This window comes from Acinetobacter sp. CS-2 (assembly GCF_016599715.1).
In the GTDB taxonomy this organism is placed as follows: Bacteria; Pseudomonadota; Gammaproteobacteria; order Pseudomonadales; family Moraxellaceae; genus Acinetobacter.
In genome coordinates this window covers 18,871-34,369 of sequence record NZ_CP067021.1, presented here as the reverse complement: position 1 = coordinate 34,369, position 15,499 = coordinate 18,871, and the positions used below count along the sequence as shown (strand labels likewise).

14 protein-coding genes and 1 pseudogene are annotated in these 15,499 nt (G+C 37.9%); 8 read left to right on the top strand and 7 right to left on the bottom strand.

From position 1 onward, the window contains the following. The first annotated feature begins 8 nt into the window (after positions 1-8). Positions 9-3,179 carry a type III restriction-modification system endonuclease gene (locus JFY49_RS16285; protein WP_200224927.1) on the top strand — a complete coding sequence of 1,057 codons (3,171 nt, stop codon included), beginning with the start codon at positions 9-11 and terminating at the stop codon, positions 3,177-3,179. Between the two features lie 126 nt (positions 3,180-3,305). On the opposite strand, the gene JFY49_RS16280 is transcribed toward JFY49_RS16285, so the two are convergent. The 3 genes from JFY49_RS16280 to JFY49_RS16270 form a co-directional block, all read right to left on the bottom strand. Then, positions 3,306-4,016, bottom strand: coding sequence for a hypothetical protein (locus JFY49_RS16280; RefSeq protein WP_121532455.1), 711 nt, complete (start codon positions 4,014-4,016; stop codon positions 3,306-3,308). Between the two features lie 470 nt (positions 4,017-4,486). Continuing rightward, a protein-coding gene (locus tag JFY49_RS16275; protein WP_100222414.1) for an IS4-like element ISAba1 family transposase occupies positions 4,487-5,577 on the bottom strand; the annotation gives its coding sequence in 2 pieces (ribosomal slippage) (positions 4,487-5,037 and positions 5,037-5,577; 1,092 coding nt in all). Between the two features lie 681 nt (positions 5,578-6,258). Continuing rightward, entirely contained in the window at positions 6,259-7,110 is an 852-nt protein-coding gene (locus JFY49_RS16270) for a hypothetical protein (RefSeq protein WP_227609671.1), read from the bottom strand. Between the two features lie 201 nt (positions 7,111-7,311). Here JFY49_RS16270 and JFY49_RS16265 point away from each other — a divergent pair, with 201 nt between their 5' ends. Further along, the gene (locus JFY49_RS16265) at positions 7,312-7,962 is read left to right on the top strand and encodes a hypothetical protein (protein ID WP_200224926.1); all 651 of its coding nucleotides are present in this window, start codon (positions 7,312-7,314) and stop codon (positions 7,960-7,962) included. After that, positions 7,938-8,669, top strand: coding sequence for a TraX family protein (locus tag JFY49_RS16260; RefSeq protein ID WP_200224925.1), 732 nt, complete (start codon positions 7,938-7,940; stop codon positions 8,667-8,669). The genes JFY49_RS16265 and JFY49_RS16260 overlap by 25 nt, the downstream gene beginning before the upstream one ends. A gap of 128 nt (positions 8,670-8,797) precedes the next feature. Here JFY49_RS16260 and JFY49_RS16255 read toward each other — a convergent pair whose 3' ends face one another. From JFY49_RS16255 to JFY49_RS16240, 4 genes are all read right to left on the bottom strand, one after another. After that, on the bottom strand, positions 8,798-9,544 hold the full coding sequence (locus JFY49_RS16255; protein WP_024160733.1) for a hypothetical protein: 747 nt from the start codon (positions 9,542-9,544) through the stop codon (positions 8,798-8,800). Between the two features lie 118 nt (positions 9,545-9,662). Beyond that, on the bottom strand, positions 9,663-10,403 hold the full coding sequence (locus JFY49_RS16250; RefSeq protein ID WP_005006125.1) for a hypothetical protein: 741 nt from the start codon (positions 10,401-10,403) through the stop codon (positions 9,663-9,665). A gap of 34 nt (positions 10,404-10,437) precedes the next feature. After that, complete coding sequence (locus JFY49_RS16245) at positions 10,438-10,977, bottom strand: hypothetical protein (protein ID WP_024160732.1); 540 nt, start codon at positions 10,975-10,977, stop codon at positions 10,438-10,440. Positions 10,978-11,057: 80 nt separating this feature from the next. Further along, positions 11,058-11,480 carry a hypothetical protein gene (locus JFY49_RS16240; protein WP_024160731.1) on the bottom strand — a complete coding sequence of 141 codons (423 nt, stop codon included), beginning with the start codon at positions 11,478-11,480 and terminating at the stop codon, positions 11,058-11,060. A 59-nt stretch (positions 11,481-11,539) separates the two neighbouring features. Between JFY49_RS16240 and JFY49_RS16235 the strand changes: the two genes are divergently transcribed. From JFY49_RS16235 to JFY49_RS16215, 5 genes and pseudogenes are all read left to right on the top strand, one after another. Beyond that, a complete protein-coding gene (locus tag JFY49_RS16235) occupies positions 11,540-12,346 on the top strand; it encodes a hypothetical protein (protein WP_024160730.1) in 807 nt (268 codons plus the stop codon). A 1-nt stretch (position 12,347) separates the two neighbouring features. Beyond that, positions 12,348-13,202, top strand: a complete 855-nt coding sequence (locus tag JFY49_RS16230; protein WP_024160729.1) for a transglycosylase SLT domain-containing protein — start codon at positions 12,348-12,350, stop codon at positions 13,200-13,202. A gap of 85 nt (positions 13,203-13,287) precedes the next feature. Beyond that, a complete protein-coding gene (locus JFY49_RS16225) occupies positions 13,288-13,794 on the top strand; it encodes a thermonuclease family protein (RefSeq protein WP_125297757.1) in 507 nt (168 codons plus the stop codon). Between the two features lie 5 nt (positions 13,795-13,799). After that, the gene (locus tag JFY49_RS16220; RefSeq protein ID WP_200224924.1) at positions 13,800-14,108 is read left to right on the top strand and encodes a hypothetical protein; all 309 of its coding nucleotides are present in this window, start codon (positions 13,800-13,802) and stop codon (positions 14,106-14,108) included. 554 nt (positions 14,109-14,662) lie between these two features. After that, positions 14,663-15,496 (top strand): annotated as a pseudogene (locus tag JFY49_RS16215) (protein-disulfide reductase DsbD domain-containing protein); the annotation flags it as partial. Between the last annotated feature and the right edge of the window lie 3 nt (positions 15,497-15,499).

The window sequence follows — 15,499 nt, the reverse complement described above, 5'->3', positions numbered from 1 at the left end:
TTTAAATAATGGAAATCCGTTTTAAAACCCTTGGTTATCAAAAAGACTCTGTACAAGCGATTGTGGATTGCTTTAAAGGACAACCACGTTCTGAAGGTCATCGTTATATGATTGACCAAGGTGCAGCGAAAACTAAAAAAGCAACTGCACAGGTTGACATGCTAGAGGAAACCTTGGACTTACAAGGTGGTAAAGCGAAGAAAGTTATTACAGAAGTTGGTTTTGAGAATGCACATATTTATGATCTACAAGCTGTACTGAAAAACATTCAGGAAGTACAAGCAGCAAGTGGATTACAAAGATCATCTCAACTCATCACGGATGATAATGGCAAAGGCAAGAACCTGACCAAAAGCCAATTAAACCTTGATATTGAAATGGAAACAGGTACAGGTAAGACCTATTGTTATATCCGTACCATGTTTGAACTGCATAAACAGTATGGCTGGTCGAAATTTATTGTAGTCGTACCAAGCATTGCCATTCGTGAGGGCGTTTACAAAAGCCTGAATATGATGGCTGATCACTTTCAAGAGCAATACGGCAAAAAGGCCCGTTTCTTTATCTACGACTCCAAAGCATTACACCATTTGGAAAGCTTTAGCTCGAATGGTGGGATCAACGTCATGGTGATTAACGTTCAAGCGTTTAATGCGACAGGTAAAGATAACCGTCGGATCTATGACGAACTAGATGAATTCCAATCGCGTCGTCCAATTGATGTGATTAGTCGTAACCGTCCAATTTTGATCTTGGATGAACCACAAAAGATGGGGGCGGATAAAACCCTAGAGTCTTTATCAAACTTCAACCCCTTATTCATTTTGCGCTATTCAGCGACGCATAAGCGCAACTATAACCTTGTTTACCGTTTGGATGCCTTGGATGCCTATAACCAAAAACTGGTGAAAAAAATCACCGTGAAAGGTGTGGAAGTACAAGGCTTAACGGGTACACATGGTTATTTATACTTACAAGACATCATTGTATCTAAATCTGCACCTGTCGCTCGCTTAGAAATTGAGATTGAAACCAAGAATGGTTTTAAACGTGAGGTAAGAAAGGTTAGTAAAGGCGATAACCTTTACGATATTTCAAATAAAGCTGAACAATACAATGACCGTTATGTAGTCTCAGACATTGATGCACGAGATAACTCGATTACTTTCTTGAATGGCACAAAAATTCATGTGGGTGAAGCATTGGGGCATGTTGATGAAAAGATCATGCGAACCATTCAGATCCGTGAAACGATTCGTGCACACATTCAAAAAGAACGTCAGTTATACAATCAGGGTATTAAAGTCCTGAGTCTTTTCTTCATTGATGAAGTGGCAAAATATCGTCAATATGATGAGGATAATAATCCTGTAGATGGCGAATACGTTCAAATTTTTAAAGAACAGTATCAACAGGTACTCAATGAAATTGAGGATCTAAACTTAGAAAATGACCCATATTTTGACTATCTGAAAGCAATTGAGGTAGACCGTACTCACAACGGTTATTTCTCAATTGATAAGAAATCAAAACGTCTTGCCAATCCAGCAATTGATAAGAAAGCTGAAGAAGCTCAGGTATCCAATGATACAGACGCTTATGACCTGATTTTAAAAGATAAAGAACGCCTACTTTCCTTTGAAGAGCCAACTCGTTTTATTTTCTCTCATTCAGCGTTACGGGAAGGTTGGGATAACCCGAACGTCTTTGTGATATGTACTTTAAAGCATTCAGATAATGTAATTTCTCGTCGCCAAGAAGTTGGCCGTGGTATGCGCCTTGCAGTGAATAAATTTGGCGAACGTATGGATGCCAACCATTTCCAAGGGGCATTAGGAGAAATTCATAAACTGAATAATCTCACAGTTGTGACCAATGAAAGTTACAAAGAGTTTGTGTCGAATCTACAATCAGAAATTCTGAATACGATTCAGAATCGCCCGACACAAGCGACCCCTGATTACTTTAAAGGGAAAATCTTTAAGTTATCCGATGGGTCTAGTGTTGAAGTCACTGAATTAATGGCAAAGCAGATTAATAAGCATCTGTCTAAGCACGATTATATTGATGACAATGATCAGTTAACGCCAAAGTATCACGAAGCGAAAGAGCAAGGTACGCTGGCTGAATTGCCTGAAAACTTGGTTGCATATACTGAGCAAATTCACAAGCTGATTGATGGGCTGTTTGATCCTAAAGCTTTGGAGGGTATGGCTGATAATGGCAATAAAAAGCTAACCAATACGATCAACCAAGCCAATTTAGAACGTAAAGAGTTTCAGGCTTTATGGTCTCGAATTAATCGAAAAGCCGTTTATCAAATTCATTTAGATTCTGAAAAACTCATTGAGCAAAGCATTAGTGCTGTTGAACGTACCGCTAAAGAGCGTAACAATAAATTTGTGGAAACGCTGAGTTATAAACTTGCAGAAGCTACACAGAATGATGAATCCACCTATGAGCAAGTCAAAGCCAAAGAAATGTTTGGGAAGGTGGCTTCCAAAACTGAGGTTGCGAATATTTCTATTCAGTCTCAAGTGACCTATGACCTGATTGGGAATATTGCCGATGATACCAATCTCACTCGTAAAACGGTTGCCCGTATCTTACAGGGAATTAACGCTGCGGTATTTTCACAATTTAAGTTGAATCCAGAAGCTTTCATTCGTGAAATGAGTCGTATCATCAATGAACAGCAAGCAAAAATGGTCATTCAAGGACTGAAATATAATCCTTTAGATAGCACTTATCCTGACAATGAAATATTTGTAAGTAATGAGAATATTCCATTACAGGCGTATAAGGCAGAGCGTCATATCTGGGATTATGTCGTCACTGATTCTGATAATGAGCGTAAATTTGTTGAAGAGTTGGATGGTGCAGATGAGGTGGTCGTCTACGCTAAACTTCCTGATCGTTTCCAGATCCCTACGCCTTTTGGTAGCTATAACCCTGACTGGGCGATTGCTTTCAATAAGGATAAAGTACGCCAAATCTATTTCGTTGCAGAAACTAAAGGCTCAATGCTAGACAGTGACCTACGGGAAAAAGAGAAACGTAAAATTGAAAGTGCTGAAAAGTTCTTCGCTACTATAAATCAAGAAAATCAATCATTGGGGGATGCAGTTCAATATTCTGTGATTGATAGTTTTGGTAGTTTGATGAAATTAGTTCAATAAATATTAACTGTAAAAAGATGGTGAAGCTCCTTATTAAACATATAAAGCTTCACCAGCTTGTGAAAGGGGAGAGAGCATAACAAATCAAATGCAGTAAACGCCTGACACGCGCCACTATACAAGGCATCATACCAATACACCTTTCCTGAAATACCCTTTAATAGTATCAATGGATAGATTTAGTTCTAATGCGATTTCCTTATATTTTAAACCTTGGGCTTTTAATTTAATCGCTTTAGATTTATTGGTCTGAAGACTTTCACGATAGATGACCCGTTCAGCTATCCCTTTTTCTCGTCTTGATTCCAACGTTCTTTCCAACTTCCTTTCTCTTGCCAATTCATTTGGAATAATAGCCCTTAAGCGTGGTAAGACTTCTTCAGGAATAAGATCCTCTAACTCACGATAAATCGTTTCTCGTCTGTAGCGATAACGATGTTCTTTACCTTCAATTTGGGTCTTTTTGGCTCGGTTGATTACACTTGAACAATAAGAAAGAGCTTCTTGATGTGACAAGCTTGGAGTAAATTTTCTTGCACACTCAGCGACTTCATTTTCTAGTGCATCTGAAATAGTAAACCAACTTAAAGCGTTTGCTAGATGGTACAACAATAGGTCACGCATACCAGCTGGTAGACCTGGGCCTTTTTTATTTAAAGCCACTTGGCACTCAATGATGATTAAAAGATCCTGATAAACAAGATACCAACGAGCATAAATACTGCCAGCTGTATTTGCTTTTCTGACAGGTTTTAATCCTTTATTAGCTCGAAGAACATTAATATCTCGGATCTTATCTTTATATGTGATTTGACAACACAAACGTAAACTGGACATTAAAGTCCTAAACTTTAACAATATAGTTGCAAACAAAGAGAGATTAAAAAAAATGTCAAATTTTACAGAAGCATATATTCCAAGTTTTGGATATGGTTGGTATAACGAATCTATTTCTTATGATGCTTTAACAGGTGTACATACATAAAAATCTATATGTAAAAACAGATCAAAAAGCTACTAATGGCAACCAACGAACAGATAATTCAAGTAACCCAAGTGGGTATCGTGTTAGAGCAGGGTTTGTTGATCCTAAAAGTGATAAAAGATTTTAGAATGTATCCGGTACACACTATGAAACCCTAGATAATGGGTGAGCTGTTTCTCAATACACATCTGCAAAAGATTGCAATTTTAAATTTGGGCAGTTTTTATAAAATCTTATGAAAAAGAATAAAATTCTATTAATAGTTCTTGTGGTTGGTATTATTGTTTTAGGTATTGTAATTTTTCTCTGTACACGACAAATTTCACAGAACCCTTATCCTATCAGGATTCTGCTTTCTTAAAATTGCCAAAATTTCCTTAAACTCTTCTTTTTTCCCAAAACCAATTAAACGCTGAATCGCCATTTGAACATAGTCTAAACCATAGCGAAATAAACTCATTGAGAGTCGTCCATGCTTCTTTATTTTTATCGCTTTTTTTTGATTATGTTGCCATTCACCCGTTAAGTAACACCAACAGAAGCTTATAGCTAACACCGCAATCAATTTTTTCACTCGTCTAGGGTCTGTCAAGCGCGTATTTTCAAGATTAAACCCGCGTCCTTTGAGACAACTGAATAAGGTTTCAATTTCCCAGCGTAATGCATAATCCTGAATAGCATTGGCATTAAACTGAGGAGAAACGACGAGTAAAAGCTCTCCATTTTCTAACTGTAGTGCACTTATATATAGTTTCACCCGACCAACCAAAATCCGTCGTTTACGACATTCAATTTGACCAACTTTAAGATGGCGAAATAAATCACTAATTTTATGATTCTTTCCTAAATGATTGGTGACAATGAAGTTTTTTTAACACGAATGCAGAAGTTGATGTCTTGTTCAATTAACCATGTAAACCACTGCTCACCGATAAACTCTCTGTCTGCGAACACATTCACAATACGGTCTTTACCAAAAATGGCTATAAAGCGTTGAATCAAAGCAATACGCTCTTTCGTATCTGAATTTCCACGTTTATTAAGCAATGTCCAAAGGATAGGTATCGCTATTCCACGATAAACGATTGCGAGCATCAGGATATTAATATTTCGTTTTCCCCATTTCCAATTGGTTCTATCTAAAGTCAGTTGCACTTTGTCGAATGAAAACATATTGAAAATCAACTGAGAAATTTGACGATAATCAAAATACTGACCTGCAAAGAAGCGCTGCATACGTCGATAAAATGATTGTGGTAAGCACTTGATGGGCAAGGCTTTAGATGCAGAAGAAAGATTACATGTTTGCTTTAAAATGATCACAAGCATGATGAGCGCAAAGCACTTTAAATGTGACTTGTTCCATTTTAGAGATTTGTTTAAGATAAGATATAACTCATTGAGATGTGTCATAGTATTCGTCGTTAGAAAACAATTATTGTGACATTATTTCAATGAGTTATCTATTTTTGTCGTGTACAGAGGTAATTTTTATAAAATCTCAAGCAGTTACAGAAACAAAAAGATTGGGTAACGGTGAAAATACCAACCATAATGAAACGAGTTCATCTTCCAAACCATCTATCTAGTTTCCTTTGAAGAAGTTTTACCAATTTGGAAAGGCTAGGTTTACAACTATATTGTAAAAAACCGCTATTTTTCTAAACTGAAAAATCCATTGAGTTTAGAACTGTAATGTGGATTTATTCAATTAGATTTGATGTAAGTTGTTGATTTTACATTTTGCCAGTTTAAGACATTAATGTAAAAAGACACACGTATATACTTTAGAGCAAGCTCAGGTAGCATGGGATAACGCACGGTCCATAGATCAACCGATCGCCGTGCACCACGTTCGCAAACATATTGTATGAAAGGTGGACTATCAATATATCCCCTCGATCTCACAAATAGATGATCCTTATATCAAGTATGTGGCGCTTGAAAAGGATAATTTAGGTTTATTGTGCGATGGAAATGACGTCTTTTGGTTAGACTTTGCCACGGGCAAAACCAGTACAGATTTTTCTTCTGCTACAAAACTTCGGTATGACCAGGCCCTTTCGTTAAAAGATCGCTATATTCTTCTTCCTTTTAATATAGCCGATGCACATAAACGACCGCTTTTGTGTATGTCCAACTTAAATTGACCAACAAATTAGGTTCTTTATCCATAGCGAATAGATCTGAATAAACATTAAAGTTTTTACCCAAAAATGCATTGTGTAAGAAGTGAATAAGGTCTAGATCCACGTAGTTAACCGTAGACACAATCTTTAAGTATTCAGACAAAGCTTTAAACATCGGTGTTAGCTCTGCGATGGCACGGCTAAACCGCTGTTCTGATTTATGCTCTCTATATTTTTCAAAGCCATTTTTCAAAATCTTTTTGAGCTCTGCATCATCAAATGGAATATTTGAATAAAACTCACCAGTACTAAGATCTCCAAAATTAGACATAAAGTTATCAATCACGGGTAATTTACGTTCTAGAGATAAGCGCTGCGTTGATCTGATCAATTTAATGAATGAATAGAAAAACGGTAAGAAGCGTCTGTAGTAATCATAAATAACCTCTGCAAGCTTACGATCGCGAACATCAGCATTGATGGGTACACATTTAGGATATTGCGTAACAAAAATGGGTTTCTGCAGATAAATGGTAAGGTCCTTAAACACCTCAACACCATTTAGGCGATTAGATTTAAGAAATGACCAATCTACCAAGTCATAATCAACTGCACGAATCTCTCTTAGATTTAATTCATCAAACTTAAAGTTGAGTAGGCGTAGGTAATCTACAAAATTAGCCAAGTACCATGGCTGAGTTTTATTGATGTTGTATTCAGGATGACTATCAATGTCCAAGTGATTTAATAAATTGGTCCACGACTTGTAAATTCCAGCCAAATTAACTTGTTTGTCTATTCGATCAGGTGTAAGCATAGTAATCCCAATTGTATATACTAATTCGTAAGAAATTAGATACATTGTATCAATAATTCCTAGAATAAATATTCTTTTAAATTTTTTATCAATTCTAATTCGCCACACAACAAAAATGCTTATTTACTGAGCTAAAAACTTATATCCAATTAATTAAAACCCTATATAATTATCTTAATACTCTAATTCGAGTGAGTTGTTATGATTAGTGATCCAATCGAAATCGCAAAATTAAAACAAAGCATCTTAGATTTAAGAAACAATATTTTTCCTCCACAAAACCTTTTAACGGTTGATGGATTACCAATTTATTATGGTGAGAAAAAGTTTGTTGATGAATATCTTGCACAATGGATGGACTTTTATCAAAAAGCATTAGAACTTTCTAGTCCTTTTGGTGATCCTATTGATTTGTCCGAAATAAATGAAATTCATTTGCCTGTGCATTTTAATTTGCCCGTGTTTGCTCGTAATGTCACTCGCATGATTTTAAATAAAACACTGGCCAAGGAATCTATTACTTTTCGTTCAAGTGCAGATCTGTTTGAGAAGTGCGGATACTTCAATCGTGAATATACGGATTTAATTCATGAGTACTTTGATCGTGATGAAGATAACGTATTGGTCGGGCATCGACCGTATAACGATATTCGTGCGTACTTGTTTTATGCCGGCGATGAAGAGCGTCATCGCACGAGATTTTATAACTCTGGCCTGGTGCTCGGTTATCCCGAAGGTTGGAATAGCATTGAGATCTTAGATAATCGTAACAACACCCGAAAACAGCGTAGTGATGCTTATACAAACCCTTTAGCGAAAAATAACACATGGTTCATCTACAAGAAGCTGTAATTAGCCAAAGCGCCGTGCGAGATCGCAATAGAGCCTTGGATCTATTGAAGTGGATTGCGATTGTGACCATGGTTATTGACCACGCATCAATATTATTTCCTCAATATAATCTGTTGTTGAGGACGATTGGCCGTTGGGCTTTTCCTATTTTTTGTATCATGCTTGCATTCAATTTGAACCAAGCTATTTCTAAAAAGAAAACCCATACATTAAAAAACTATTTTAAAAATTTGGCGTTGTTTTGTGTGCTATCAGAAGTACCGTATCAACTATTCAACCAAGAGCCATTTACAACTCTGAACGTCATGCCTACGTTGCTTTTAGGATTTTTGCTTGTTGTATTAGGGGAATCTAAACATAAATATGCAACGCTGCAGTTTGTCTCTCTGTTAGTCGTGATCACATTGCTATCTAATTTTATTATGTATAGCGTGTGGGGCGTTTTATTAATTGTATTCCTGTATTTATTCTTTAAAACAACCAACGTTCATTCTAAGAAATACTTTTTAATGATCAGCGTCTTGCTCACTTCATTGGCCAACATTTTCAACTGGTTGATTGGTGGCTACTATACGGATATGACTACATATTCTTTGGCATTCTCATTTGCTGTCAGTAGCGCCATTGCAACGTGTATTGGTGCACAATTCCTACTGAAAGGACAGCACATGAATTTACCTTTTGAATTACCGCCAGTGGGGAAGTAGGCGTACTGGTTCTATCCAGTACATCTCGTCATCATTTGGATTCTTTTTAAATTTGCATAATAAATTTAGGCATAAAAAAAGCACCAAAGTATTTATGACTAAGGTGCTTTTTTATTGCTTAATCAGCGTTATTCGCTAGATCCAGCATCTAAACCGAATGAGCTAATTTCTTGCTGTCTTTCTTGCTCAGCTGCTTGTTCTGGTGATGCTTGTGGAGTAGGTGCACCAGATTGGTTATTTTGTTGATCATATTGATTCAGCAATTGCTTTAATGCTTCAGGATCTTGAGCAATTTGATTCGCAATTTCTAATGTTGGGTCCTGTTGTTTTTTACCAGCAGCATAACCAAAAATAGCCAAACCAATGAAAGCAGCAAAGAAAGTGGCAAGTACGATCAGTACAAATTTACCAATAATGCTACCTTTGAAGCGTTCAAACCAAGTTTCATCTTCATAGTGGTAAGGTTGGTTAATGTTTTGGCAACCATAGCTAAATGCATCCATCCACGCATTACGAACCAATTGTTTAATTTGTTCTGTTTGCGGTAAATGACCTTTTTTAGCCACGTTTACTTTGATTTTTGGCTCTGCTAATACAAAACGTTTTTCTTCACCATTACCTAGTGTATTAACGAGCTCTACGGTACCAGAACAAGTGAAATAACGACCAACATCATTGTTTTCTAAAGTATCAAAACCACTGATTTGTATTGTTAACTCTTTAAGATCGGCATTCGGGATTTTTATATTTTTAGGTTGACGATTCAAATCTTCAGAATCCGTATCAACTGAGATTGTTAAAAGGTCATTGTTACTAAAAATTGAAACAAGAGGGTCGTGAGATAGAATGTCTTTTTGCTTCTTAATTAAACTCACAATGTATCACCAGTTAAAATAGAAATTAAAAGTATTATATTTTAAAAAAGGGTTTTAGTGATAGTTTATTTTATGTTTAACGTAAAAAAAGCCACTTTTAAGAAAGTGGCTTTTAGGTTTAAGGGAGATAGTTATTATTTATAAAATATTCCTTTTTAATTCTCTTAATCTCCATGCCTTTGTCTAAAAGCAATTTAAACTCATTAAAATCATCACGCATAAGCTTATGAACCTTTAATGATTTTTGACTCTTAGCTTTGATGGCACTGTTGTATTGTACTGCAGCAACCAGATCGTAATGCTTATTTAGATCCAAACCATAAAGTGATGTTAATTTTTCAGAAATATAATCAAATATAACGGTCAAACAGATGACCTTATTGTTAGTGTTAGTCAGTATCTCTTCTGGAAATTCATTATTTCCCGAAGCTGCACTGGCTAAACGTGCCCATTCTGTCATGGGTAGGGAACCATCTTCACCAATCACGTTGATTAAGTTGTTTAAAAAGATAAAGCGGTGATTAAAAAACTTCACTTTGCTTTTTTGCAAAATTCTAAATGTATAAACGTTTGCCCAATACACAACATAGTTTTTAATCTTTAGACCATTGATTGAGTCTTGCGTTAATAAATCTTCATTGGTGATGCCATGATATTGAGTTGCTTCTTCAGTGACTTGTTTTTTTGGCTTCCAGTAGCTCTCTTCAGCATTATAAAGATACTGAACCTGTTCTATTGATGATGTGCGGCACTTTTTAATACGCGTCAAAATAGACGACTTAATAATGTCAGGCACATCAACTGGATTCTTGACTTTGGCGGTAAATTCCAGTGTGAGGAAACATAATGGTGCTGGCATAGCTTGGCCTTTCTAATATCCCTTAATTTATAACTTAAAACGTTCTATTTTCTGAATTGATATTCGCGAAATAAGGAACTAATTGCTTTTCTCGGTCATGAATGTATGCAGTTGATGACATATCCAATACCGCACCTGGTACATAAGTTAGGTTTAGATTGATATTTTCACCGTTACCATCGATCAAGACGCCATTAAACCGCGCTTTGTCTGGATCTCCTTTTACAAATAGCTGTTGGCCAACATAACCGGACAAGCTATTGATATAGAGGTTTTTCATTTTTTCCGAAGATTGCAAAGCATTTATATAGAGAAGATCCATAATTTTTTCTTCTCCATTTTGATTTCTAATTTTTACTGTTTTTGGACCAACAACATCCACAATTGTAGCAATCCATAAGTCATGATGTTCAACTTCCCAACCATTGTAGCGACTTTCAATCCAATCGGGGCTTAAGAGTCTTGGCTTAAAGGGGTAGGAGTAGATTTTGAATATTAAGATCGAAACCACAATTATGATTGGTAAGCCAAAACATATTTTTATTTTATGTTTCTTAAAAGCACTGTTAAACATAACCGTATATACCAAAAAATTTAAAATCATTTTAACTTAAAATAATAAGTTTGTATTGGTTAAAACCATTGATATATCAATTATTCATCACTGTTATAGGTATAACCATCATCACTACTGCGATCTTTACCTACTAATAATTCTTCAATACGCTTAGCTTCAGCTATTGTTCTGAGTGCATTTTCCTTTTTTTCTTGTCGTTCTGTATTTTCACGAATCGCTTCAAGAATCTCAGGAGATAAGGCCTTTTCAGGTTGTTGTTCTTGGGCTTCAGGCTCGGAAGCACTTGCTTCTTCAGCCTTTATAGGTTGGTCTTTTTTCTTAGGATCTACCAAGTCATAAAACACAAGTTCTTTTGATTCACTCGTTGCGGATTCGTCTAAAAACTTCTTTTCTTGACCTTTTAATGGATCTTGTTCATTTGGAGTATTAGAGTTATTACAGGCACTTAAAAGGGTGGAAATTAAAATAACCGTTGCGAAGTTGAAAAGGGTTTTAGACACGTTGAAAATCCTTTAATATAATAACGTATTCTACATAATAAAAGTCCGTAGGTAAAAGTATGTCTTCAGATAAAAATAGTTCTGATAGTGCTACACAAAAGGTAAATATTACCAATGAGGTTTTAGATGAAGCTGCCATTAAACAGGCAATTGAAGCTAATCAACCCCGTAAATCAGGTATTTTAAAGCGAGTCTTTTTTGATTTCGGGCGTAAAAGCCACTGGAGTTCAGCTAGAAAAGGGTTTTTACCGCATTTATCTAATATTAGATCAATGCTGTCGCCAACATGCCCCGAATGCGGTAAATCGATTTTAATGCATGACAACAGGATTCCACGTTCTTATAAAGGCAACGTGAATTGGGTATGTGCACACCCTTTATGTGAATATGAAATTGTCGCACCTAACAATTTTAAACAACTTAAAAAACTCATTGCTAATACTCACTACCCAAGAGGGCAAGAACGTTTAGCTTCAATGAGTAATGATGAAATAGACAAGCTTATTAAAAACCATCAGTTTTCTTCTTATTTGTATTTAGCATTATCTATGTTTACAGGCTTGTACGTAGTTTATATGTTCTTTAAAGCGCTATATCCAATGCTTGTTGTACCAGGTGTATTATTGGTGTTTTATCTATACATGGTTAGTATCAATTCAGCTTATCGTGCGTGGCAAGTCCGTACTGGTCTTTTATTCTTACCGAATTCGCCATTCTTGGCATGGTTCCGCTATGCGCCAAAAAAATATAGCTTATCGTGGTATGACGGCAAAAACCCATTGCCAGTTGAAACACTGAATAAGTTAGCTGACCGTAAACAGCACCTAATCGACAATTTCAACAACAACGATAAAGGTGCTGATTAATATGCTGTTAAAACCAACGCTATTTGCGACTCTATTAGGATCAAGCGTTGCTTATGCTCAATTGCCTCAAAGTTCTGAGGCTCTAGGTGCATATGCAAACCATGTCAATTCTAATGGATCAAGTACACCATATCGACCATTTCAGGTCATGACCAACACTCAGCAAGAAACGGCGCCAGCAAAGCCAAGAGGCTTTACGAGTCGTTACCTGGGCGTGAAGTACACACCGAAAAAAACTGAAGAAACTCCGACTAGCACTGAGCGCACGGCAGTTGCACAAAATAGACCACAACCTAGTGGCCAGCAAGCACCAGCACCACAACAACAACCCGTTCGCCAGAATATCCGTCCTGTTACTTATACCTATCCAACTACGCAATACAATCAAGCGAGTGCATCTTACGATCAAACCGTACCGGGTAGAGTCGCTACTTTGAGTTGTGTTATTCATGCTGCGCGGTCAGAAGGTGTTCCGCTGTATGTTTTATTGGGTATACATAGCAAAGAGCGTGGTACCAATGGACAAACAGTGCAAAACAAAAACCTTTCATTGGATATGGGGCAATTCCAAATCAATACCATACACTTTAAACGTGGCGGTATGTTTGAAAGTTATAATAGCCATTATGTGCGTACTGATGGATGTCTGAATGCGCGACTTGCAGCCAAGATCTTGCGAAATCGATTAGCCACAAAACCGTCAACCGATTTTTGGGTTAGAGCAGCTGCTTACCATTCATGGACGCCATCTTTTAATGCGATATATCGCAATGGCACGGCGAAACAACCTGGTTTAGTTGCGTATGCACTTCAATGGAAAAACTGGCTTGAGAGAAAGGGGATAAATCCTAACTAATCAGCTAAATATATTTTTTAAGAAAAAAATTGCAGTTACGTAATGCGATATAATTTACCTATTCTTTACCCACTAAGGATTCAAAATGAACCTTAATACAACTTTAAAAAGTTTAGCTTTAACCTTATCCATGTCTGTTGTTGCTACTGCAGCTCAAGCCGATTTTGTTGGCAAAGTTGTACGTATTTCTGACGGCGACACTATCACCGTTTTAAACAACAACAATGAGCAGATCCGTATTCGCTTCAACCAGATTGATGCACCAGAAAAAAGTCAAGCTTTTGGTCAGAAATCGCGTCAGAACATCAGTTTCTTGCATGAAACGATTGTGTATGTGCAAGAAAATAGTAAGGACCGCTACGGTCGTACTCTTGGTACCATTTTTCAGATGCGTACAAACCAAGTGCCCAACTTAAACATCGTGAATAGTGTTAACTATAAGCAAGTTAAAGATGGCTATGCATGGGCTTATCGTGAATATCTCAAAGATAAAATTATTTTGAGTGCTGAAAGCAACGCACGTTCTCAACGCCTTGGTTTATGGGCTGATCCAAACCCTGTTTATCCAAGCCAGTACCGTCACAATAAGTAATATTGATGAACGGTGAATTAAATACCGCTAAAGCCGTAGCGGTATTAAATAAATATCTACTGCAACAACAATTTGGTAATCGTATGGAACTGCAGTTTTTCAGTGAAGAACTGCAAGCTCAGATTGAAGCTCTCAGCTTGGCTTCTGTACGAAATGAGTTGGTTACTCAGTTGGCAAATTTGGGAAAATGTCTTTGTGATGAAAAGTTGGTGAATTGTTCAGCCAACGCAAATCACTTAGAAGTGGCAATAGATTTCCTTGAAATGCACTTAGAGTCGCTGGAAGGGCGACAGTTCAAAGAAGGTTTTATATGACATCTATTGTCATATCCACGGAATCCAATTAATCACCAGATCAGAACGAACCACTAAGCAATTAGTGGTTTTTTTCCTAAGGGAACTAGATCAATTGTAGATTTTTAAAAGGTAATTGTGACTGACCATTAAAGTCTCAAAAATGACATTAATGTTCTAAACTTTAACAATATAGTTGTAAACTCAAAGAGGAAGTTTGAATGAATATTACGAAAAAATCAGATTCAATACTTGTGGTATTTTTTAAGTTGTTTCTTTGTAGCAGTGCATTTGTTGCATGTATTTTATTTGGATTTTGGTTGAGTCCAATGCAAGTACCATCCCCAATAGTCATTTTTATATCACTTGCAATCACCGTTTTATTTACTTATTGGATATTTGGAATAGGTAAACTCAAACATAAGTAAATTTACAACTATTATGTCATAAATGGATTGGTTATCTAAACTCAAAGTTCATTGAGTTTAGAACTATAATGTAAATTTACTGAATCATACCTAATGTAAGTTATTGATTTTATGATTCATCAGTTTAAGTCTTTAATGTGCAAAGACAACCGCACCTCGGTCAAGGCCGATGCCGCCTTCACCGGCGCGACCATGGCGCTGCCGAAGGGCAAGGCCTACCGCGACGAATTCTTCGGCGACGTCGAAACCTACCGCAAGGAATTGCTCGGCACCCTCACCGGCACGCCCGCGGCCGGCGCGAGCGCGACCACCCTGACCGTGAAGTACCAGGGCTGCGCCGATGCCGGCGTGTGCTACCCGCCGCAGACCCGCACCCTGAAGGTCGCGTTGCCGGGCGAAGCGGGCGCTGGCGGCTTCGGCTGTAAGGCGCGCGGGCTGCATGATTATGTCGTCAAGAACGGCTCTGCCGATCATCCCAACGCCGAGGTGAAATTCGCACTGGGTGATGTGGTCAACACCATGATCGGCTGCACTAATGGTGAAACGATCATGCTGTGCCACGACACCTCGCTGCCGCGCCCCTATTCTCTCGGCTTTCGGGTGCAAGGCACCGAGGGGCTGTGGATGGACGTCAACAAGTCGATCTATCTGGAGGGCAAGAGCCCACAGCCGCACCGCTGGGAGCCTGCCGAGGGCTGGTTTGCGAAATACGATCACCCGCTATGGAAACGCTACGCCGATCTGGCGGCAGGGGCCGGGCATGGCGGGATGGACTGGTTCGTGATCCACGCTTTTGTCGAGGCGCTGAAGGCCAAGGCCCCGATGCCAATCGACATTTACGACGCGCTGGCCTGGAGCGCGATCACGCCTCTGTCGGAACAATCGATTGCTGAGGGCAATCGCACGTTAGATTTTCCCGACTTCACCCGAGGGCAGTGGCGCACCCGCAAGCCGATCTTTGCGCTGAACGACGCCTATTGATCG